The organism is Vibrio sp. 9-16B-A1, assembly GCF_056726165.1.
In genome coordinates this window covers 359,097-380,022 of sequence record NZ_JBSDZD010000003.1, presented here as the reverse complement: position 1 = coordinate 380,022, position 20,926 = coordinate 359,097, and the positions used below count along the sequence as shown (strand labels likewise).

The following is a 20,926-nucleotide window of genomic DNA, read 5'->3' as shown; positions in this document are numbered from 1 at the left end:
GCGAAGTGCAGGCACTGGCCCGGTTTACCGTTGTTCCGGCTAATCCGCGGACTTAACGGCGAAAATTACGGTTACGCGATGAACGCTGCTTGTGAGCAGACGCCGCCTTTGCCTGTGACTTCAGGATGGATTCAACCGTCAGCTGCATTGGCTCTTTGGGCTCCAGGCCATGTGGGAAGGTGCGGGCCCGTGGAGTCAGCTCATACTCTTCAGCCGAAGCGCGGGGCATACGCTTAAAGCGGTACAGATAGAAGTTCTCCAGCTTCTCTCTCGCCCATTTGGTTTTCTTCAGATACTTAACACTGCTCGCAATCGACGGGTTTGTATTGAAGCAGTTAAAACGCATCGCTGTGTCCAGAATGTCCCAGCCATAGTAATCCACCAGCTCTTTCAGCATTGTCTCCAGCTTCAGGCCGTGCAATGGATTGTTTTGTTGCAGTTCAATTCTTTCTTCATCAGTCATCATAACGAGTTCTCAGGTATCTTACTTACCGAAATGGTAAGTTGTGTGGTATCCGTTCTAAACAAGACTGTTGTAATTTGTCATGAAGAGAAGGCAGGGAGGCGGAGGATTTTAACAGACTTGGGCTGCTTGCCCTAGTCGGTACTTGTGGTCATGTCTTGCAGGCACACTTTTGGACAAAAACTTTACAGCCTAAAAGCCACTTATAGTATGATGTTTTTAATGTATTTATCAGAGATTTAAAGATGAAAAAACTGTTCTGTTCTATTGTAATTGTAACAACTTTGATGCTTAGTGGCTGTATTGCTGTTTGGGGCGGCTCATACAATATTGATTTTGCTGATAAGGATGTTGTTCAAGTTAACTATGACTCATCTGTTATAAATTATCCTCATATGCTTGGAGAAGTAGCGGCACACTGTGCTGCTTATGGGAAAGGTTATGAAAATGATTCAACCATAACTAATGGTTGGGGAATTACTATGGCTGTGTATCGTTGCAAAGGAAACCCAGAACCTAACGTAGTGCCGCAAAAAATTAGCGTTAAGTAAATTCTTGTACGAAGTTGAACATAAACCTCGTTGCTTGCACTTTCGTCTGTATCAATCAAGAGGCTGGATCATCAGACTCTTTTGGTATTTAAGCAAACTTTGGAGCCCATTCATAATTCGTAGCGACTAACAACCATTTCACAGATTTTGTTGTACTGCCAGTGCCATTTGTTTGATAGTAGGCCCTTTCAAACCAAGAGTGTTGCGATTCAGATTTACGTCGCTCATATTCTGAACTTGCGATAACCAAGCTCGATAATAATTCTCAGAGTTGTTTATAGCACTAATACGTGAACGTTGCGTTTTAATTGAAGCCCAATTTCTGTGGGTTGTGTCCACGTGCAGATAGTAAAGATACGATACAAAAAAGGTCGCGCCAATGGTGGTGAGTTTATCGCCGCCGTCGAATGAAAATGTATGTCGTTCAGATCCCGTGATTGGCATTCAGTTTACCCTCATATACTTCCATAAAACACGTTAATGTTAGTCATTAGGAAGAATAGGTCAATCTAGTGACGAGGCTCAGTCACCGACTGTAGCTCAAAATCACTTTGGGGCAACATTGACCTACTCTTCAGCTACCTTTGTCCAGTACTTTGACTTACTGGTCAACTCAACCTTCTTTAGCCCAAGTGTCTCTGTATTTCGAACTATTTGGTAGGTTTTGGGATGTATCCCTAAGTTTCGAACTAGGTTAACAAGTGCATGCTTGGAATCAACCGTAGTTCTCAAACCAAACGTTATACTAGTAATAGCACTCTTATTAATAGAGAAAATTCGCCCACCACACTCGGGGAAGATGAATCGCCACTCCTTTTCATAGGCCCAGTCTATTGCTTTAACAGAAAGCATTCTCTTGAAAAACTCTTTTGTCGCTTTTGAGGAACTACCAAATCCACTTTCTGCAAATAGGAGGTAACTGTTCCTTGATATAAGAGATTCGTCTAGATACTTAACTTCTTTCAACCATGGCAGGCCATTGCCATATGATTTATTAAACAACTTCGTAGGATCATATCCTATGCAGATGCCAGTATGCTCATCACCATAATGAGACCACATCGTAGTATTTTCAGCAGTTGATGAAAGAGATAAGACACCAGTATCCTTGCATTTGTTCTCAAAAAACTCTTTGAAGCTTTGGGCGTATTCTCTTAGCTCATTGCTTGGAGTTCCATCGGGTAAGAACATTTCATTGCGGATGTTCTCTTTATTGATCGTTAGTCCACCTTCATGTTGCCCAAACCATTTGGGGAATCTAGTGCAGTACTCGATGAAATTATCGGTGTTAGGAACAGTATCAGTTAGCTTGAATTGACCATCAAAAGGATCATTTAACTGTTCAACTCTAGGAAGCCAAACAGTTTGATTCAAAAGGTTGAGAATGGTGTATTTGTCAAAAGCACGATATTTGAACAGTTCAACTGGCAACTTATCCCCCTCCATTGGTGTATCACGACAAATAAGTGGATAACATTAGCAAAAGTATGCCAGTAAGCACATCAGCCCAACAAGAGGTACAGGTTGCAAAACTCATTTCGGGGCAACAGCTTGTTTCCAAACTCCAGATATCTCCCCATTTCCTTCAGGCCAGAGTGAGTACTTTATACTCGGTATGTAATCCCACGCAGGTGAACACCACCCCAAAACTTCTGGCACATTCCCCCCCAACCTCCTAAGATACGCCCTCGTTTTTAAAGTGTGAGATGAAGTTGTGAAACGAGAGCAGTTTGAGTTGTTGGCGCCGGGTGGCGATCTGGACTCGATTAAAGCGGCGATTGCGGCCGGGGCGGATGCGGTTTATTGCGGGCTGGACCGTTTTAACGCGCGAAACCGGGCGGCAAACCTGAGCCTTGAGAACCTCGATGGGGTGCTTGCGCTTGCTCATGAGCACAACTGTAAAATCTTCCTCACGCTTAATGTGATGATCCTGGAAAGCGAAATCCCAGCGGTGATGCGTCTGCTGGCGCAACTGCGTAATACCGCGATTGATGGGGTGATCGTGCAGGATCTGGGGCTGGCGTACCTGCTTAAGCACCACTTCCCTGAGCTGGATGTGCATGCCTCTACCCAGCTTAATACTCATAACGAAGGGCAAATCCTTTTCCTGAGCCTGCTGGGTTCCAGCCGGGTGAACCTCTCCCGTGAGCTGAATATTGATGAGATCCGCCATCTGGCGCAGTTTGGCCATCAGCATAACGTACTGATGGAAGTGTTCGTGCACGGCTCTTACTGCATCGGCTTTTCCGGGCTGTGTTATATCAGCTCGGCGCGTAACGGCGCATCCGGTAACCGTGGACGCTGCAGCCAGCCCTGTCGTGAGCAATATGAAACCACACGTACCGGACACAGCTATCCGCTCAACCTGAAAGACAACTCAGCGTTTGGTAACCTGCAGGAACTGGCGGAAGCCGGGGTTTACTCGCTTAAAGTCGAAGGCCGGATCAAGAAATCTCACTACGTCTATACCGTGGTCGATACCTGGCGCAAACAGATCGACCGCCTGTGTGACGGCGTCGCCCTGTCTGAAGATACCACCGGACTCTACACCGTATTTAACCGCGACTTCTCCAATGCCTTCCTGAAAAGCGAATACGGCAAAAGCATGTACATCGATAATCCCCGTGACCATGCGCCGTACCACTTTGCCAAACTGGAAAACTGCAACAGCGAAGAGGAGTTCAAACGGGTTAAGAAAAACCTGTTTGATACCAAAACCGGCATCATCGAAGAAGTTGCTGAGAAAACAGCTCCATTTGAATCCTTTTTTGAAAACAGCCAGCGCAGCAGCCTGAAAGGTGCGATGGAAACGCCAAAGCTCCCTGCTCTGGAAGCTAACCCGGCGGGCAAGCCTGCGCTTTCTGTGCTGATCTCTTCAGCTTCTGATGTTGCGCTGTGCGAGCTGGATGAGTGCGAAGTGTACTACCAGCTTCCGATGGGTCTTAACGCTGAACTGGGTGCGATGATTGAGCTGTTTACCGCCAATCCAAAGCTGAAACCATGGTTCCCGGCGATTCTTATCGGGGATGACTTTAACGCCGCAAAAGCGTTTCTGGAGCAGGTTCGTCCGCAGCGGTTTATCACCAATAACTCCGGTGTCGGCTACATCGCCAAATCTCTGGGCCTTGAGTGGATCGCAGGCCCGCAGATGAACAGTGCCAACTCATACTCGCTGCTGTGCCTGAAAGAAGAGTACGCGGCATCCGGTGCGTTTCTCTCTGGTGAACTGAATAAAAAGCAGCTGCGCCATGTTAAGCGCCCGGCCGGATTCAGAACGTTTTACAGTGTCTACCACCCGAACACCCTGCTGACCAGCCGCCAGTGTCTGTTCCAGCAGACCGAGGGCTGCCGTAAGATCAAGGTCAACAAGGGCTGTCTGCGCCGCTGTGAGAAGCGTACCTCAATTATCAATCTGAAAGATAACCCGTATGTGGTACAGAAACAGCGCGGCAGCCATAACAGCATCTTCGCTGAGCACAATGTGCTGAACCTGGATATCCTGGCCGATCTGCCGGAGCTGTTGACCGACGTGTTGATCGACCTGCGTGATATCCGGACCGAGACCCGTGTCTCTGCTTCTGAGCAGGAGCTTATCGCCCTGTTCCTGCAAACGATTGAGGATAAAGAGAAAGGCACGCTGATCGGAGAAGCTGTTCAGCCAACACGCAACGCCCAGTACATCAAAGGGGTGTAATTTTTAAATCACAGGCGTACAATCGGTGACCTTTTTCAGACCTGAACAAGGTACACCGTGTACACCGAACAACTCATGATGCTGCTGGCCGTGTTTGAACGGGCCGCGCTGCTGCTGATGGCGCTGTTTTTTCTGACGCTGACCCACCCTTTTCAGCATATCGTTAATAAACGCCACCGCCGCCCTGCAGAAACCGCCGCGATTTCTCTGCTGTTTGTGCTGTTTGCAGTTTTCAGTACCTATACCGGTATCGAAGTGGATGGCTCACTGGTTAACGTGCGCATTATCGCCGTTATCGCCGGTGGTATTCTGTTCGGGCCCTGGATCGGCATTCCTGCCGGGCTTATCGCCGGTGTCCACCGTTACCTTATCGATATCGACGGGCCGACTTCTGTCGCCTGTCTGATCACCAGTATTATTGCCGGTCTGCTGGCGACCTGGATCCACCAGAAGTGTCACCGCCGTCACTATGTACTGCTGGGCATTCTGGCCGGTGCTTTCTGTGAGATGCTGACCATGGTGCTGATTGTGGCGCTCTCTGATGACAAAGCGCACGCCTGGCAGATCGTCTCTCATATCAGCGTGCCGATGATCTCCGGCACCGTCTGTATCGGGCTTATCATTCGTCTGGTTCAGGGGCTGGAAAAAGAGAAAGACCTGGTCGCTGCCGGTCAGGCAAAGCTGGTGCTGGATATCGCCAACCGGACCCTGCCCCACTTTCGCAAAAACAGCCGTGAATCCCTGGCGAAGGTATGCCGGATCATCGGCGAAGAGACTCAGGCTGACGCCGTTGCCATTACCGATACCAAAGATGTACTGGCCTATGTCGGCGCCGGGGAAGAGAAGTATCTCAATGCCAGTCAGATATGCGAAATGGCACAGCAGGCGGTGCGCACCGGACAGCAGATCATCAGCAACAACCTTAACGTCCACGACTTTCATTCGCTGCTGATCATCCCGCTGTGGGAAAACGGCAAAGTCAGCGGCACACTGAAGATCTTCTACCATAAACCACATCAGATCCGTCCGGCGCTGCGAGAAATGGCGATTGGTCTTTCTCAGCTTATCTCCACCCAGATGGAAGTAGGCCGGGTCGAACAGCTTAAAACCATGGCCAGTAAAGCCGAGTTCAGCGCGCTGCAGAGCCGGATCAATCCGCATTTTCTTTTTAACGCCCTGAACGCCATCTCCACCCTGGTGCGTATCCAGCCGGACAAAGCCCGCCAGCTTATCGCCAAACTGGCCGATATCCTGCGTTATAACCTGGAACGTACCGAGGAGCTGATCGATATCCATGTCGCGCTGCAGCAGGTCAGAGATTACGTCGCTATCGAGCAGGCGCGCTTCGGCAATAAACTCAGCGTAGTGTTTGATATTGACCCGGTTGAGTCCACCATCCCCTGTCTGCTGATCCAGCCACTGGTGGAGAATGCGATTCTGCACGGTATCCAACCGTCCCGCTCTCCGGGCGTGGTAAGTATTTCGGTAAAACAGGCCGGTGAGATGGTGAACGTAACCATTGAAGACAGTGGCGTCGGGATCAGCCAACAGGTGATCGATGACCTCCACAGCGGCGCGATGGCTACAGGCCATATCGGCCTGAGCAACGTTCACCAGCGCCTGACTATGCTATATGGAAAGGGCCTGACTATCGAACGCCTTGAGCAGGGAACCCGAATGTCGTTTACTGTCCAGCCAACCCAGTCAGCAAATCAGCAGGAGCAAGCATGCTAAAAGCCCTGATCGTTGAAGATGAATACCTGGCCCGCGAAGAGCTGACCTACCTTATTCAGAGTTTCAGCAACATCGAAATCGTCGCCACCTTTGATGATGGCCTGGAGGCGTTTAAGTACCTGCAGAGTAACCGGGTGGATATCGCGTTTCTGGATATTCAGGTGCCGTCGATTGACGGTATGCTGCTGGCGCGCAACATCAGCCAGTTTGCCCAGAAGCCGCATATCGTGTTTACCACCGCATACAAAGAGTTTGCCGTTGATGCCTTTGAGCTGGAAGCGTTTGACTACCTGCTTAAACCGCTGAGCGAAGAGCGGGTAAAAGGGCTGCTGGCGAAACTCGAAGCCAGTGTTGAGTGTCAGCCACAACCGGCTCCGGCCGCTGTATCAAACAAGCCGAAGACGCTCAACCTGCACTGCGGAAACCGGATCCGGGTTACCCGGGCAGAAGAGGTGATTTACGCCGAAGCGAGCGAGAAAGTGACAAAGGTGTTCACCGGTGAAGGCGAGCTTATCGCCCAGTGCAGCATCAGCGAGCTGATGGATAAATTGCCGCCAGAGCAGTTTTTCAAAACCCACCGCTCTTACCTGGTAAACCTTGAGAAAATTCAGGAGATCACCCCCTGGGTAAACAGCACTTATCTACTGAAACTGAGCGATGCTGAGGCTCAGATCCCGGTCAGCCGCGGGAACATCAAAGCATTCCGTGAGCGGATGGAGCTGTAATTCATTCCGCTATATTGCAGTTCATTCCGCTATTGATACATCTCATTTTATAGTTTCGCCAGCCTGTTGTTATCTCCGCAAAGCCCCGTATTTTGTGGGTCATTAAAGGGCGCAAGCCGCCCGAAAGATTTTAAATCAGTGGAGATAACAAAATGGCCAATCCGGTATCGGGCCGCACCCGCGCCCTTACCATGCTGGGAACAGTGATCACTCAGTTTGCCCTTGGCTCTGTGTATACATGGAGTCTTTTCAACGCCCAGCTTGCCGACAAACTTTCTGAGCCTGTCAGCCGCGTTGCTTTTTCCTTCGGGATCCTGAGCCTGGCGCTGGCTGTCGCCTCTTCCCTTTCAGGCAAAATGCAGGAGCGTTTTGGCATTCGCAAAGTGACCATTGCTTCCGGCCTGATGATCGGCATCAGCCTGTACCTGACCGGCCATGCCACTAACCTGATTATGCTGTACGTGTTTGCCGGCCTGCTGGTAGGTTTTGCCGACGGTACCGGTTATCTGATGGTGCTTTCCAACTGCGTGAAGTTCTTCCCGGACCGCAAAGGACTGGCATCTGCCTGCGCCATTGGTGCGTACGGCCTGGGCGCGCTGGCGTTTAAATACATTCTGATGTATCTGCTGACTACCACCGGCCTCGAAATCACGTTCGAAACCTGGGGTCTGGTGTGCATGATCATGGTTGTCGTTGGCGGCATGATGATGACCGACGCGCCTAAACAGGAAACCAGCACCGCAGGCGAAAACGCAAGCCGTGACTTCAGCCTGGCAGAAGCGATGAAACACTCTCAGTTCTGGATGCTGGCAGCGATGTTCCTGACAGTATGCATGAGCGGCCTGTACGTGATTGGTGTTGCGAAAGACATCGGCGAAAACTACGTTCACCTTTCCATGACCACAGCAGCAGCCTCTGTTGCAATTATCGCAGTCGGTAACCTGGGCGGACGTCTGGTTCTGGGTGTACTGTCTGACCGTATTGCCCGTGTACGCGTTATCTCGATTGCGCTGCTGACCTGTCTGGCTGGTGTTGCTGCCCTGCTTTTTGCGCCAGCGACGGCAATGAGCTTCTATTTCGCAGTAGCGTGTATCGCGTTTTGTTTCGGCGGAACCATTACCGTTTACCCTTCTCTGGTGAGTGATTTCTTCGGCCTGAACAACCTGACCAAGAACTACGGCTTTATCTACCTGAACTTCGGCATTGGCAGCTTTATCGGCTCTGTGGTGGCCTCACTGTTCGGCGGATTTGCCGCAACCTTCTACCTGATGCTGGGTTTGCTGGTAATTTCACTGGCTATCTCGCTGACCATCAAAGCACCGGGCAGCAAACAGGATAATTTTACTGCTGAGCCACTGGCAGCCAACTGATCCGGTTGGGAACAGAGGCACTCTATTAAATAGTGATGATGTAAGACCAAAGGCCTGGAGGGGAACACCAGGCCTTTTTTTGTATCTGCTGTTATTCAGCTAAGTCGTGATTAGTCAGCGTCGTTGGAGTCCAGTTGAGGATAACCAGTGAACCATTTGCAGCAATCCCGTCACCATAATACCAGGATGGTACGCCCTGAATGATATTTGTCGCTGCCCTTAACCACTCTCCGTGGCCAATAATGACGACATTTGTACTGTCATCCAGTGAACTTAAATCCGAAAGGAAAGAGACGATTCGCCGCTCAAAACTGCTTTCTGACTCAATATCAAAATCACCACCTAGCTTCTGCAGGTAGCGCTGATGATACCTTTGCCATACAGGCTTCAGGAACTCGTCTTCATCGATAACTTCTCCCTGCAGCGCTCCGTAATTCCGTTCCCGCAGCCTGTTGTCCTGCACCACTTCTTCCCCACTCTTTTGGGCGATGATGCTGGCGCTGTGTACCGCCCGGCCCAGGTCACTGCTGAAGATAACCAGCTTGTCTGACTGAGGAAGCTCTGTCTGTTCCAGCAGGGAAACTGCCTCAGGAGTCAGCGGACTGTCCAGCCAGCCGTGAAGCCGGTACTCTGCATTCCACTCTGTCTGACCATGGCGAATTAAGTAAAGCCTCACTGAGCCTCTGCCACCCGCTGATTGCGGCTGTATGCCAGCTCTGCCAATGCGTGCTCCAACTTCTCCCACTGGTTCTTATCTGCAGGTAATCCAAAACGCAGCGCGTTTTTTTCATCACACAGCCGTGTCAGCACCTGGTGCTGACAAAGCACCTCATGACAATACGGGGCGTTCTCAAGGTACACCGTTGTAAACAGAGCAGTTCCGGCCCTCTCTGCGCCAAGGTACTTATCAAGCAACTGGTTCAGCTGCGATGACGCCGATGTTATCTTTTTCTTTGCCTGCTGCTGCCAGAGGCGATCTGCCAGTGCTTTTTTCAGCACCCAGCGCGCCGGGCCTGCGACGGTCCAGGGCCCCAACGATTCCTGCAACCGCGTTTTGATCGGCGGCTCTGCAAATACAAAACCGACTCTGGCACCGGCAAGCCCAAAAAACTTCCCCACGGAACGGAGCACAATCAGCCCCGCGCCATCGTCAGAACGCTCTCCGGAGCCGTCCTCCCCTGTGGTACTGAGCACAGAGATCTCCGGCGTGCAGTCAGCAAAAGCTTCATCAACGATGAGATAACCACACTTTGCTGCCATAACACGCCTGATGTTTAACAGCTCGTCAGTCCTGGTGTATCTGCCACTGGGGTTGTTTGGATTAATTACCAGCACCACGTCGCCTGTTTCAATCTGCTGCGGTGAGGGAAAACCATCATAGAAGTCCAGTTGCCACTGCTGTCCACCTGACCGGAACTCTGCCCAGGCATGCTGGTGCTCTTTATAGCCCACACGGGGCAAAACTACCGTTCCACAGCGTCCACACTCAGAGGTGATCACACCCGGCAGCGCCATAATCGCCGCCTGAGAGCCAGCCACTGCCAGGGGTTCTGAACCCGCGCCATAATACGCCTGTGCCGCCAGCTCCAGTCCGTCACCGGTTTCGGGTAACCTGTTCCACACCGATACAGGAATACTGTCTGCCGGATACGAAAACGGACTGACTCCGGTAGAGAGGTCAACCCACCCTTCAGGCTCACCGCCATACTCACGGGCGATCTCTATCAGGTTCCCGCCATGTCTAACCGCCATTAACTCACTCTCTCCATTGAGCCCTCTCTGAAACGCATCATACAGCCCCCAAAACACAAATCAGCCAAAGGTAACTCAGCCAAAAGCTGCCCCGTGAAACCAGCCGATTAGCCGGAGGAATGGCGCGCCAGTCTGCGACTTCTCCGCACCCCATAGGCTTTTTGTCATGAAGCACACCGTGGTAATACGTTGGCCCGCCGATGATCACTCCCAACGCGCCGGCACCAGTGGTCATAACCACGCCACCATTTGGGCTGCTGCACTCTTTCGCCTGCTTTCGCCAGCACTTGATCGCCGTATTAAAATTCCCCTGAAAGGCGTAGGTTAACGCCGTAATGCGGGCCGGGACCCAGCCAAGAACATCATCCGTTCTTGCAGTAAACCAGCCAAAGTGCAGGTAATGTTCATTCTTATAACCCCACATCGCATCAAGCGTATTAGCGAGGCGAAACAACACAGCGCCAGAAGCGCCTAAAACAACAAACCAGAACAGGGGGGCAAAAACGGCGTCATTGCCGTTTTCCAGCACAGATTCAATCGCAGAGGATGCGATCTCCCTTTCACTCATTTTGTCTGTATCGCGGCTGACAATCATGGATACGGCGTAGCGGGCCTGTTCAATATCGCCAGACTGAAGCGGGGTATAAATCGCTTTAGCGTGATCGGTCAGGCTTTTTCCACCGATAGTCAGGTACAGCACAACAGCGTTCAGTATGAACCATAGTGGCAGCGACAGCGCTTTCACTGCCTCTGATAAAAGAAAAGTCACGACAACAAGGGGAACCACCGCGATAAGCCAGGCCAGAACTCCCTTCTGCTTATCACTCAAAGCCGTCAGCCTACGGCATCGCTCTTCAAGCGCGTTCGCCAAACAGCCAAACCCTACAAGAGGATGAAATCTTTGGGGTTCTCCCAGCAGTTTATCCATCCACAGGGCGAGGATCAGGATAAGGGCACTGGTCAGCATTGAATCACTGCTCAACTCAGGTATTTCAGGCAACATAAGAAAAGCCGGCAGAAGGAACAGATACCGTTAGTACCTTATTAACAGCAGGCATGAACACCCCTTATTCGGTTGAGATGACGCAATACCACGCCATAAAACTGACAGGAACAAATCCGGGGGGTAATCATGCTGAAAAACCTCTGAGTGCTCCCGCCCAGATAATACGTTGTGTTAGCTGGCAGGATCTGACTCACGGCTTTGCTCCGGGAGAGCATCTTCATACTCAGAAAATGAGAGTAAAGAACACCGTTTACAGTTGCGGGTACAGTCCAGGATTTTCACCTGATTCACTTATACCAGATAACGCTCCGGAGTCTCTCACACTGACCAGTTCCCGGTCAACGCCACAGAAAGAGACGAAACAGGAGCACTTCTCCGGAGCCAGATACCGCACATACGAAAAAGCCCGCTCAGTTGAGCGGGCTTTTTACAGAATCTGGAGCGTGCAGCGGGAATCGAACCCGCATCATCAGCTTGGAAGGCTGAGGTAATAGCCATTATACGATGCACGCTTTGTATCGGCTACGGGATTCATAATGCCACAGAGCGATGAAATTGGAAGCCCTGAAATCACTTTTTTCTCTATAACTCAACTGTTTGCTCATTTTAAGAGCAATCCGGGTACTATTCGGTCACGATTCATCCTGTTACATCTTTTGACTGACGGACTGATTCTTCCCCTGACTTTTTGCCCGATACATCAACTGATCTGCATCGCTCAACTCAGGGACCCGGTTTATATACTCATACCAGGCAACACCGGTACTGACGGTAACCGGATATCCCTCAGGCAGTGCGGAGACCGATATCCTTTCCAGCTTTTGGCAAATCTCACTGCCCAGCCTTTCAACGACAGAGAACTCTTCTCCCCTCAATACAGCGGCAAATTCCTCCCCCCCTACGCGGGCAAACAGGCTCCCCTCAGGCAGTGATCCGGAGATAACTTCTGCCACAGCTTTTATCACCTCGTCGCCTACCGCATGACCAAAGCTGTCGTTTATTTTTTTGAAGTCATCAATATCAAACACCATCACGGTGATCTGCCTGCTGGCCGGTTTAAACTGATCCAGCTCATCAACAAAGTAACGCCGGTTATGAATCCCCGTGAGCGGATCCGTCGTTGCAAGCAGCGCAAGGTTCTCGTTCGCCACCTCAAGTTCACTGGTGCGGATTTTAACCAAGCGGTGCAGGCTGAGAATATAAATAATCACCACCAACGACAGTCCGGCCACCGTCAATGGCAGCAGCCATTGAGGATAGACCTTTTCAATGTGCATCCAGCGTTGCATTACCCGATCTTTATCCGCATCAGACAATTTGGCAAATCCCTCGTTTAAGCGGGTTTGCATGACTTTGTTCCCCTCTGCGACGGCAGGATGAATGGCATGCGTATACAGGTGCTTAACCGGCACAAAATGGGTAGGATCGTACGACACATACAGATAGAAGTTGGCCACCTGAAGATCAGCGATGAAGGCGTTGACCTCTCCTCTTATCGCTGCGTCCATTAACTGGCGGTTGTTATCGAACGCCACCAGCGTGAGCGTCGGGAGTTTCTGTTCTGCAAAATGCTGTTCAAACCCGCCGGCTACAACGCCGACCTTTCCTTTACCGGAGGCAATATAATCACCCACCCGGGTCCCGATTAGATCCTGGCTGAAAAACAAATGCGCCTCGATATCAAAAAACGGTTCGGAGTAATCCAGAAAAGCCTCCCTCGGTTCTGACCAAAGCAGCCCGGCATGAGCATCCGCCTCACCGTGTTTTACCAGTTCCAGAGACTCATTCCAGTCAGTAAGGCGAAACTCTACAGATACACCGTTTCGCCGCCCATATTCACGCCACAACTCAATTAAAATCCCCTGTGGTTCTCCCTTTTCATCAAGATATGAGAAAGGTTTCCAGGCTTTTGAATTGGCAACCACCAGCTTTTCCTCCGCCTGTAGCAGCGAAGAAAATAAACCGCTTACGCAAAGCAAAATAAAAATGATGAAATTTCGGGCCATACGCTGCTGTTCCAGTCTCAAAAAACAAAAAAACTTCCCCCTTCACTCCACTTCGGATCCGGGCCAGATGGGGAAATGATCCATTACTGCATGCTTATTTGTATAAGTTTAGAGGGATTTACACATCCCGGCTGAGAAAACAGTAACCGGGAACACACGTGCCTGAGGTATCTGGAGAAATAGAAGTAAATTCATTACAATAGCCATCCAATACAGAGCCAACAGGTAAGCAAAACATGAAACCCGGAGCCACCGGACTCACCCGGATTCTTCACGCCACCCGCTATTCCATCCAGGGGCTGAAAGCCGCGTGGAAGAATGAAGCAGCCATCCGCCAGGAGATCGCTATGATCGCCGTGCTGGTACCGGTCACTTTCTTTCTGCCGGTCACTAAACTTGAACGGCTGGCACTGATCGCAAGTCTGTTACTGATCCTGATCGTTGAACTAATCAACTCCGCCATTGAAGCGGTAGTAGACCGCATTGGCCCGGAACGCCATGAACTCAGCGGCCGCGCCAAGGACATTGGCTCCGCCACAGTTTTTGTCGCCCTGATTCTGGCCGGTATCACCTGGGTGACCATCGTACTTCTCTGATGTTCTTCTTTCTGAAAAGCAAAAGCTGTGGCTTCTGCTTTTCATCCCTCCCGCTGGCACAAAACCAGAGCGTCCACGTTGACAAATCCGAAATCCCGCGCACAATTTCAGTAATCGTTCCGGCCTCTCCTGGCACGGAAGCGTCTGAATAAAAACAACAAAGGACCATCTATGAACAAGCTGGCACTGGCGGCGCTGTTAACTGCAACTTCCTCTTTTGCACTCGCTGCTGACCCGATTTCTGTCACTTATCTGCCACCAGAAAACGCAGAGCAAACTGACATCCGCGACTTTATCAAACAAAGCGGCGTTAACGAGACTGTGCTCCAGCTCGGTGAAGAGCTGTTCCCGTTCACTACTCCGCTGACTATTGAATACGGCTCGGATGACGGCCCGCTGTTTAATCCGGAAAGCAATACCATCCAGATGCCATACTCCTTTATGGCAGAGGCCAACTACTACTTCACCAAGAATAAATACGATGAGAAGTATGGCAAGCCCGCCAAAGAAGGTGTGCTGGATACCGTTCTGCACACACTGTTCCACGAAATAGGCCACGCTTATATCGTTGATAAGCAGATCCCTATCCTCGGTAAAGAAGAAGACGCAGTAGATAATCTTGCGGCAATCGTGATGATTGATTACCTGGAAAACGGGGCAGACAGCGCCATCAGCGCGGCCGATATGTTCGCCTTTGAAAGCGAGGAAATGCCAAAAGAGATCCACATGGCTGAGTATATTGATGAACACAGTTTCAATATGCAGCGCTACTTCCAGACCCTGTGCCTGGTATACGGCAGTGACCCGGAAAAATACGCCGGTCTGCTCGATGAAGTGGGTAAAGAAAACCTGAGCGATCGTCAGGAGTTTTGTGCCTACAATTACCAGAAAATCAGCGATGACTGGCATACATTCCTTGGCAACGCCCGTAAAAAGTAACGCGCGTAATAAGCAGCCCCGTTCCTGACCAGAACTGCATAACAAGCCTCTGCTCTTCAGAGGCTTTGTTATATTAAGCTTCTGAGAAACTGACCTTACTGGGGCCTGTCTTCAGGATTAGCCGCATACCAGGCGTCTAACAGTTCTTTTCCGTAGAACACTTCTGTTTGCAGGTGCAGCAGAAGCATAACTCCCAACAGAAATGCGCAAATCACATTGAACCAACGGGTCGCTTTACTGCGCACTTTTACATCATAAATAGCCATTTGCAGGCCGACCAGAACAAACGGGTAGACCAGCAGCACCACCAGCAGTACGCCGAGATAATTCGAAATCGCCATTTGAGTATCCACGGACTTTTACTCCTATTTACCGGATGAATGAGACTATTGTATAGCCTGGTTCAAATCCAATTCTGACCAAAAGTGCTATCGTTATAAGACGTTATCTCAGTTGGCTTTGATTATGTCCCCAATCTTTCTTTACTCTGCAGAGCAGATCCGTAATGGTGAGCGCGAAGCCGCGAAACTCGCCGGAATCGAAATGTATCAACTGATGCTGCGTGCCGGGCACGCGGTGTTTGATGCCATCGCCCGCCACTACCCCAATACCCGCCACCTGGGTGTGATTTGCGGAGGCGGCAATAATGGCGGTGATGGCTATGTGGTCGCCACTCTTGCGCTGAAAGCGGGTATTCAGGTGTCACTCTGGCATGTTGGAGATCCGTCCAAAACCAGCGGGGATGCCAAAACCGCTCAGCAGGCCTGGCTTGAAGCCGGGGGGGAAATCAATCCGCTGCCGGACTCCATGCCACTGGATGTGGATTTGTTGGTTGATGCTCTGCTCGGCACGGGTCTGAGCGGAAACGTAAGGGAAGATGCCCGCCACGCCATCGATATGGTTAACCACTACCCTGCTCCGGTCGTTGCCATCGATGCCCCTTCCGGCCTGTGCGCCGATACGGGCCGGGTGCTGGGTAAATCAGTCAAAGCGACCCTGACTATAACCTTTATTGGCCACAAGCGAGGACTGCATACCGGCAAAGCCCGCCACTATCGTGGTGTGCTGCAGCTGGCTGACCTGGGCGTAGGAATGGAGTTCGGGGGTATTGCCCACTCAACCGTTCAGCTGCTTGACCAAAGCAGCCTGCCCTACCCCATAATCCGGCGTAAAGCGACTGCTCATAAAGGCGATAACGGCCGGGTACTGATGCTCGGTGGCGGTTACGGTATGCCTGGTGCCATCCGCCTGGCCAGTGAAGCCTGCGCCCGCTGCGGAGCGGGGATGACAAAAGTGGTCACTCACCATGAACATGTGGAATCCATTGTCGTTGCGAGGCCGGAGGTCATGGTCTCCGGATGGCAAAACGAGGGCATTGACCCGCAGCCCCTGTTTGCCTGGGCCGATTGCCTTGTAATTGGACCAGGCCTTGGCCAGGAAGTGGATGCCCAGGACTGGTTTGATGACTTTATCTCTCAGAACCTGCCAAAAGTCGTCGATGCTGACGGCCTGAACCTGCTTGCCAAACATCCTTTTGAAGATGGCGGACGTATCCTGACCCCACACCCGGGTGAAGCTTCCCGCCTGCTCGGCTGCACGGTGGCTGAAATCGAAAGTGATCGCTACAAAGCAGCTGAACAGCTGCAAAAAAAATATGGAGGAGTAGTGGTTCTCAAAGGGGCCGGTACCCTTATCTGCGATGGTGAGCGTACATGGGTTTGCAGCGCCGGAAACCAGGGAATGGCCAGCGCGGGAATGGGCGATGTACTGAGTGGCGTGCTTGGCGCGATGCTGGCACAGGGATTACCACTGAGTACCGCGGCCTGCTGTGGTGTCTGGCTGCACAGCGCGGCAGCTGACCGTTGCGCGGCAGAAGACGGAGAAATTGGCCTGCTGGCAAGCGATCTGTTCCCTCACCTCCGATATCTGCTGAACCACTAGATCAAAAAAGCCCTGGCCAACGGGCGGCCAGGGCGCGGACGCACGGCAATGTTACACCGTAAACCTTGCTACCAGCTGTGCCAGTTTTTGTGCTCTTCCGTTCAGTGACTGGCCACCCAGTCGGTTTTCATTCGCCAGTTCAGCAGAGCTGGCACTCTGGTCAGAAATAATCACGATACGCTGGGAAATCTCCTGTCCGACCGTACTTTGCTCTTCTGTAGCGGTCGCAATCAGCGAGTTCATATCCATGATGTTGTGAATATGTTCCTGTACCTGTTCCAGGGCAATACTTGCAGCCTTGGCTTCATCCACAGTGGACTGGCTGCGGCTTTCACTGGCACTCATGGCGTTAACCGCGGCGTCAGACGCATTCTTCAGCTGCTCGATCATGGTATGGATCTCACCGGTGCTGTCCTGGGTACGGCTGGCCAGTTTACGGACTTCATCCGCTACCACTGCAAATCCACGACCCTGTTCACCGGCGCGGGCTGCCTCAATCGCGGCATTCAGTGCCAGCAGGTTGGTCTGCTCTGCGATATCCTGAATGACTTCAAGTGAAGTCGAGATGTTCTGTACATCGCCTTCCAGCTTCGAGATCACTTCATTGGCCTGTGAAATATCACCGGCCAGTGCCACGACTGAATCAGCCGCTGCTACTACGATGGTATTGGCATGCTTGGTATTGTCATCGGCATCTTTGGCAGATTGCGCGGCCTGGGCTGCGTTGTTGGAAATGTCATTCGCTGTGGTTGTCATTTCTGTCATCGCGGTAGCAACCTGCTCAGTTTCACTGCGCTGTCCGGCGGCAATATCATCCACCTGAGTTGCGCGGGAGTTCATCTGATCAGTTTCCATCAAGACCTGCTCGCTCACTTCCGATACACTCTTGATGATAGATTGCAGGCTTCCGACAAAGGTATTGAAGTTTCCGCTCAGGCGGGCAAACTCAGGAATTTTGAACTCAGGCATACGTGCGGTCAGATCCGCATCACCACTGGCGAAGCTCTCAATAGATTTATCAAACATACCCAGCGGAGTCAGAATACTGCGGCTGACGAACATCGCCATCACTGCCACGATAACAACGATCAGCACTTCAAACATCGCCATGTTAACCATGGCCGACGCAACTTGGGCGTCACTCGTGGCTTCCATATCTGCAATAACTGCGTCCACATCATCGGTATAAAAACCGGTCCCTACCATCAAATCCCACTGAGGGAAGAAAACTGAAAAACTCAGCTTAGGCAAAGGCTCAGTCTGACCGGGTTTAGGGAAGTAGTAGGTAGTGAAGTCCCCGGTTCTGGCGTTTCGCAGCAAATCCTGAATCAGGTAATTGCCGTGACTATCCTGCAAATTCCAGTAACTGTTACCCACACCAGCACCACTCTGTCCCTGTACTACGCGGATACCTTTTGAGTCATAGGCAAACAGATAACCACTGCTGCCAAACTTAATGCTTTTCAGCACAGCAACTGCTTCTTCACGGGTTCCATTAGCATCAATTACAGGTTTTAGAGAGGTCTCTGCGATCTGAAGATAGGATTTCAACTCCGCTTTCTTCATTTGCATCATTCTTTCGTGGGTGAGCTCCATCTGCTGATGATTAAGCTCGTGCGTTTCGTAATCAGTCAGAAGCATCATACAAACAGCGACGATGATAAGGGGTAAAATAGCCAGCACATAAAGGCGGCTACGGATTGACATGTTCATGGCTTGGCGTCCTCACAATATATCGGTCACCAGCCAGCCTGACATTGCATGTGTGGTGAGTAATGGTTATACCCACACAGTTTTTAACCTTTTGTTTACAAGTATTGTGCAACTGACAGTAATGTCAAAAAACACTATGCTAAAAAAACCGCATATTGATCAAGATCAACTTTAATCTTCTCGCCCCTACTCCTTCTCAGGTAGTAAATTGAATCAAGACCACCAAACAGATGCTCAGAAAACAGCTGGTCCAGCCTGCCGGGGCTCAACTAATACTTGTGCTGACTGGTATTAGTTGAGCCCCGGATGAACTTTGTCTAAAATGCGCATCTCATTATCTAATTCAGGTTTACAAACATGAGTGACAACAGCTCTAAACCAGCTCTGCCGGATCATCTGGCAGGCAACCCTCGCAGCCCATTCTACAATGCTGAGTGTTTTGAACACCACATTGGTATCCGCCTGAACGGCAAAGAGCGTACTGATGTTGAAGAGTACTGCATCAGCGAAGGCTGGGTGAAAATTGCTTCTCCTAAAGCTAAAGACCGCTGGGGTCAGCCAATGCTGATCAAACTGAAAGGCGAAGTGGAAGCGTTCTACAAATAAACGCTGGCAGACACGCACATGATTTAAAAAAGGCGAACCATCTGGTTCGCCTTTTTAGTTTGCTTCTGTCACTAGACTTTAAAACGGCCTACCAGACCGGACAGTTCATTTGCTTTACCATTCAGATTCTGGCTGCCTGAGCGGTTTTCATTGGCGAGCTCAGCCGAGCTGGCGCTCTGATCAGAAATCACCACGATACGCTGAGAGATCTCCTGACCAACAAGGCTCTGCTCTTCGGTCGCTGTTGCAATCAGGGTGTTCATATCCATGATAGTCTGGATGGATTCCTGAACCTGCTCCAGCGCTGCGCTTGCCGCATTGGCCTCTTCAACGGTACTGACACTGCGCTCCTGACTGGCATTCATTGCATTTACCGCAGCATCCGACGCAGCTTTAAGCTGCTGGATCATGGCATGAATTTCACCGGTACTCTCCTGAGTACGGCTTGCCAGTTTTCGCACTTCATCCGCTACTACAGCAAAGCCCCTGCCCTGCTCACCTGCACGGGCGGCTTCGATTGCTGCGTTCAGTGCCAGCAGGTTGGTTTGTTCTGCGATATCCTGGATAACTCCCAGAGACGTCGAAATGTTCTGTACATCACCTTCCAGATCCCCAATCACCGTATTGGCTTCGGCAATTTCCTGCGCCAGTGCTTCTACAGAAGTCGCAGCAGAGACCACAATAGAGTTAGCATGCTGGGCATTATCATCCGCACTCTTGGCTGACGCTGCCGCCTGACTTGCACTGTTGGAAATATCATTCGCTGTGGTAGTCATCTCCGTCATCGCAGTTGCCACCTGCTCGGTCTCTTCACGCTGGCCCATCGCAAGCTGGTCAACCTGGGAAGCACGCTGAGCCATACTGTCGGTTTCATTCACAACATCATGGCTGACATCCGTAACGTTAATAATCAGCTTCTGCAGGGTGTCCACAAACGCATTGAAATTATCACTCAAGGCACCAAACTCCGGCACTTTGAACTTCTCCATGCGCGCGGTCAGATCAGCATCACCACTGGCAAAAGAGCGAATTGATTCATCAAATTTCTCCAGTGGATTCAGAATACTGCGGTTCACCGCTATCGCCATACCAAGAACAATGGCCACAATGATCAGGGCGATGATGGCGGTACTTACCATCGCCTGTCTCACATTCTCGTTAGCGCGTTCTTTCATCGCATCAATCGCTGCGTCCACATCATCGGTATAGAAACCGGTACCTATCATCAAATCCCATTGGGGGAAGTAAGCAGACAAACTCAGCTTAGGCAGCGGCGCTGACTCTCCTGGTTTTGGAAAGTAGTAAGTAGAGAAGCTGTCAGACTTGGCGTTGTTGATCAGGTCCTGAATAAAGTAGTTTCCTTCAGCATCTTTCAGGTTCCAGTGGTTAGCCCCGATCTCTTTGTTCATGTCACCCAGCAACAAACGGGTACCTCTCTGATCATACCCAAAAAAGTAACCATTTTTACCAAACTTAATCTCACGCAATACTTCGAGCGCTTCTTCGCGGGTTGCATTGCGTTTTTCCAGTGGAATCAACGCAGTCTTAGCTATGCCGAGGTAGGAGCGAAGTTCCGCCTGCTTCATCTCCATCATCTTGGCGTGCGTCTCACCCATTTGCTCGTTAGAAAGGTCATGGGTTTTGGAATTGGTGAGCAACATCAGGCTCAGAGCAATAATCACCAGAGGCGCAATCGACAAGATATATAAACGGCTTTTTATTGTCAGACTCATAGGACATCCTTCTTATGAACAGCCTTTATTACAAAAAAACAGGTAGCCAGCCGTGTTGATAAATCACGTAACTCTCCGGTCACTTAACTGCATTTAT

At 50.8% G+C, this 20,926-nt stretch carries 18 protein-coding genes, 1 tRNA gene and 1 riboswitch; of the genes, 9 read left to right on the top strand and 10 right to left on the bottom strand.

What is annotated here, in order from left to right; genetic code table 11:
* Positions 1-52: 52 nt before the first annotated feature.
* Complete coding sequence (locus ACVB80_RS07760; RefSeq protein ID WP_481080708.1) at positions 53-466, bottom strand: VF530 family protein; 414 nt, start codon at positions 464-466, stop codon at positions 53-55.
* A 242-nt stretch (positions 467-708) separates the two neighbouring features.
* Between ACVB80_RS07760 and ACVB80_RS07755 the strand changes: the two genes are divergently transcribed.
* Positions 709-1,014 carry a hypothetical protein gene (locus tag ACVB80_RS07755; protein ID WP_481080707.1) on the top strand — a complete coding sequence of 102 codons (306 nt, stop codon included), beginning with the start codon at positions 709-711 and terminating at the stop codon, positions 1,012-1,014.
* Between the two features lie 567 nt (positions 1,015-1,581).
* Here ACVB80_RS07755 and ACVB80_RS07750 read toward each other — a convergent pair.
* Complete coding sequence (locus ACVB80_RS07750; protein WP_481080706.1) at positions 1,582-2,445, bottom strand: DUF2971 domain-containing protein; 864 nt, start codon at positions 2,443-2,445, stop codon at positions 1,582-1,584.
* Positions 2,446-2,728: 283 nt separating this feature from the next.
* On the opposite strand from ACVB80_RS07750, the gene ACVB80_RS07745 reads away from it, so the two are divergent.
* From ACVB80_RS07745 to ACVB80_RS07730, 4 genes are all read left to right on the top strand, one after another.
* A complete protein-coding gene (locus ACVB80_RS07745) occupies positions 2,729-4,708 on the top strand; it encodes a U32 family peptidase (RefSeq protein WP_481080705.1) in 1,980 nt (659 codons plus the stop codon).
* Positions 4,709-4,783: 75 nt separating this feature from the next.
* Complete coding sequence (locus tag ACVB80_RS07740) at positions 4,784-6,442, top strand: LytS/YhcK type 5TM receptor domain-containing protein (protein WP_481080775.1); 1,659 nt, start codon at positions 4,784-4,786, stop codon at positions 6,440-6,442.
* Positions 6,436-7,167 (top strand): LytR/AlgR family response regulator transcription factor, encoded by a 732-nt coding sequence (locus ACVB80_RS07735; RefSeq protein WP_481080704.1) that lies wholly within the window; start codon positions 6,436-6,438, stop codon positions 7,165-7,167. The genes ACVB80_RS07740 and ACVB80_RS07735 overlap by 7 nt, the downstream gene beginning before the upstream one ends.
* Positions 7,168-7,319: 152 nt before the next feature.
* Positions 7,320-8,537, top strand: coding sequence for an OFA family MFS transporter (locus tag ACVB80_RS07730; protein WP_481080703.1), 1,218 nt, complete (start codon positions 7,320-7,322; stop codon positions 8,535-8,537).
* 91 nt (positions 8,538-8,628) lie between these two features.
* Here ACVB80_RS07730 and ACVB80_RS07725 read toward each other — a convergent pair whose 3' ends face one another.
* From ACVB80_RS07725 to ACVB80_RS07705, 5 genes are all read right to left on the bottom strand, one after another.
* Positions 8,629-9,213 carry a histidine phosphatase family protein gene (locus tag ACVB80_RS07725; RefSeq protein ID WP_481080702.1) on the bottom strand — a complete coding sequence of 195 codons (585 nt, stop codon included), beginning with the start codon at positions 9,211-9,213 and terminating at the stop codon, positions 8,629-8,631.
* The gene (locus ACVB80_RS07720) at positions 9,210-10,289 is read right to left on the bottom strand and encodes a threonine-phosphate decarboxylase (RefSeq protein ID WP_481080701.1); all 1,080 of its coding nucleotides are present in this window, start codon (positions 10,287-10,289) and stop codon (positions 9,210-9,212) included. The genes ACVB80_RS07725 and ACVB80_RS07720 overlap by 4 nt, the downstream gene beginning before the upstream one ends.
* 37 nt (positions 10,290-10,326) lie before the next feature.
* Positions 10,327-11,292 carry an adenosylcobinamide-phosphate synthase CbiB gene (cbiB, locus tag ACVB80_RS07715; RefSeq protein WP_481080700.1) on the bottom strand — a complete coding sequence of 322 codons (966 nt, stop codon included), beginning with the start codon at positions 11,290-11,292 and terminating at the stop codon, positions 10,327-10,329.
* 163 nt (positions 11,293-11,455) lie between these two features.
* Positions 11,456-11,611, bottom strand: a riboswitch (cobalamin riboswitch).
* 121 nt (positions 11,612-11,732) lie between these two features.
* Positions 11,733-11,807: transfer RNA gene (locus tag ACVB80_RS07710), tRNA-Gly, on the bottom strand.
* 135 nt (positions 11,808-11,942) lie between these two features.
* On the bottom strand, positions 11,943-13,220 hold the full coding sequence (locus ACVB80_RS07705) for a transporter substrate-binding domain-containing diguanylate cyclase (protein WP_481080699.1): 1,278 nt from the start codon (positions 13,218-13,220) through the stop codon (positions 11,943-11,945).
* A gap of 317 nt (positions 13,221-13,537) precedes the next feature.
* Here ACVB80_RS07705 and ACVB80_RS07700 point away from each other — a divergent pair, with 317 nt between their 5' ends.
* Together ACVB80_RS07700 and ACVB80_RS07695 are read left to right on the top strand one after the other, a co-directional pair.
* Positions 13,538-13,897 carry a diacylglycerol kinase gene (locus ACVB80_RS07700; protein ID WP_481080698.1) on the top strand — a complete coding sequence of 120 codons (360 nt, stop codon included), beginning with the start codon at positions 13,538-13,540 and terminating at the stop codon, positions 13,895-13,897.
* A gap of 171 nt (positions 13,898-14,068) precedes the next feature.
* Positions 14,069-14,836 (top strand): DUF4344 domain-containing metallopeptidase, encoded by a 768-nt coding sequence (locus tag ACVB80_RS07695; protein ID WP_481080697.1) that lies wholly within the window; start codon positions 14,069-14,071, stop codon positions 14,834-14,836.
* Between the two features lie 95 nt (positions 14,837-14,931).
* Here the strand turns inward: ACVB80_RS07695 and ACVB80_RS07690 are convergent, their stop codons facing one another.
* On the bottom strand, positions 14,932-15,177 hold the full coding sequence (locus tag ACVB80_RS07690; protein WP_481080696.1) for a hypothetical protein: 246 nt from the start codon (positions 15,175-15,177) through the stop codon (positions 14,932-14,934).
* Between the two features lie 124 nt (positions 15,178-15,301).
* Here ACVB80_RS07690 and ACVB80_RS07685 point away from each other — a divergent pair, with 124 nt between their 5' ends.
* A complete protein-coding gene (locus tag ACVB80_RS07685) occupies positions 15,302-16,777 on the top strand; it encodes an NAD(P)H-hydrate dehydratase (protein ID WP_481080695.1) in 1,476 nt (491 codons plus the stop codon).
* Between the two features lie 51 nt (positions 16,778-16,828).
* On the opposite strand, the gene ACVB80_RS07680 is transcribed toward ACVB80_RS07685, so the two are convergent.
* Positions 16,829-18,490, bottom strand: coding sequence for a methyl-accepting chemotaxis protein (locus tag ACVB80_RS07680; RefSeq protein ID WP_481080694.1), 1,662 nt, complete (start codon positions 18,488-18,490; stop codon positions 16,829-16,831).
* A 357-nt stretch (positions 18,491-18,847) separates the two neighbouring features.
* Here ACVB80_RS07680 and ACVB80_RS07675 point away from each other — a divergent pair, with 357 nt between their 5' ends.
* Positions 18,848-19,096: a DUF3297 family protein gene (locus ACVB80_RS07675; protein ID WP_481080693.1), complete on the top strand. Its 249-nt coding sequence runs from the start codon at positions 18,848-18,850 to the stop codon at positions 19,094-19,096.
* Positions 19,097-19,167: 71 nt separating this feature from the next.
* Here the strand turns inward: ACVB80_RS07675 and ACVB80_RS07670 are convergent, their stop codons facing one another.
* The gene (locus ACVB80_RS07670) at positions 19,168-20,829 is read right to left on the bottom strand and encodes a methyl-accepting chemotaxis protein (protein ID WP_481080692.1); all 1,662 of its coding nucleotides are present in this window, start codon (positions 20,827-20,829) and stop codon (positions 19,168-19,170) included.
* Positions 20,830-20,926 lie beyond the last annotated feature (97 nt).

Excerpts from the sequence above, each read along its gene's own strand:
- ACVB80_RS07760 (WP_481080708.1), bottom strand. The coding sequence starts at position 466 with ATGATGACTGATGAAGAAAGAATTGAACTGCAACAAAACAATCCATTG.
- ACVB80_RS07755 (WP_481080707.1), top strand. The coding sequence starts at position 709 with ATGAAAAAACTGTTCTGTTCTATTGTAATTGTAACAACTTTGATGCTT.
- ACVB80_RS07740 (WP_481080775.1), top strand. The coding sequence starts at position 4,784 with ATGATGCTGCTGGCCGTGTTTGAACGGGCCGCGCTGCTGCTGATGGCG.
- ACVB80_RS07735 (WP_481080704.1), top strand. The coding sequence starts at position 6,436 with ATGCTAAAAGCCCTGATCGTTGAAGATGAATACCTGGCCCGCGAAGAG.
- ACVB80_RS07730 (WP_481080703.1), top strand. The coding sequence starts at position 7,320 with ATGGCCAATCCGGTATCGGGCCGCACCCGCGCCCTTACCATGCTGGGA.
- ACVB80_RS07720 (WP_481080701.1), bottom strand. The coding sequence starts at position 10,289 with ATGGCGGTTAGACATGGCGGGAACCTGATAGAGATCGCCCGTGAGTAT.
- cbiB (WP_481080700.1), bottom strand. The coding sequence starts at position 11,292 with ATGTTGCCTGAAATACCTGAGTTGAGCAGTGATTCAATGCTGACCAGT.
- ACVB80_RS07700 (WP_481080698.1), top strand. The coding sequence starts at position 13,538 with ATGAAACCCGGAGCCACCGGACTCACCCGGATTCTTCACGCCACCCGC.
- ACVB80_RS07695 (WP_481080697.1), top strand. The coding sequence starts at position 14,069 with ATGAACAAGCTGGCACTGGCGGCGCTGTTAACTGCAACTTCCTCTTTT.
- ACVB80_RS07690 (WP_481080696.1), bottom strand. The coding sequence starts at position 15,177 with ATGGCGATTTCGAATTATCTCGGCGTACTGCTGGTGGTGCTGCTGGTC.
- ACVB80_RS07685 (WP_481080695.1), top strand. The coding sequence starts at position 15,302 with ATGTCCCCAATCTTTCTTTACTCTGCAGAGCAGATCCGTAATGGTGAG.
- ACVB80_RS07680 (WP_481080694.1), bottom strand. The coding sequence starts at position 18,490 with ATGAACATGTCAATCCGTAGCCGCCTTTATGTGCTGGCTATTTTACCC.
- ACVB80_RS07675 (WP_481080693.1), top strand. The coding sequence starts at position 18,848 with ATGAGTGACAACAGCTCTAAACCAGCTCTGCCGGATCATCTGGCAGGC.
- ACVB80_RS07670 (WP_481080692.1), bottom strand. The coding sequence starts at position 20,829 with ATGAGTCTGACAATAAAAAGCCGTTTATATATCTTGTCGATTGCGCCT.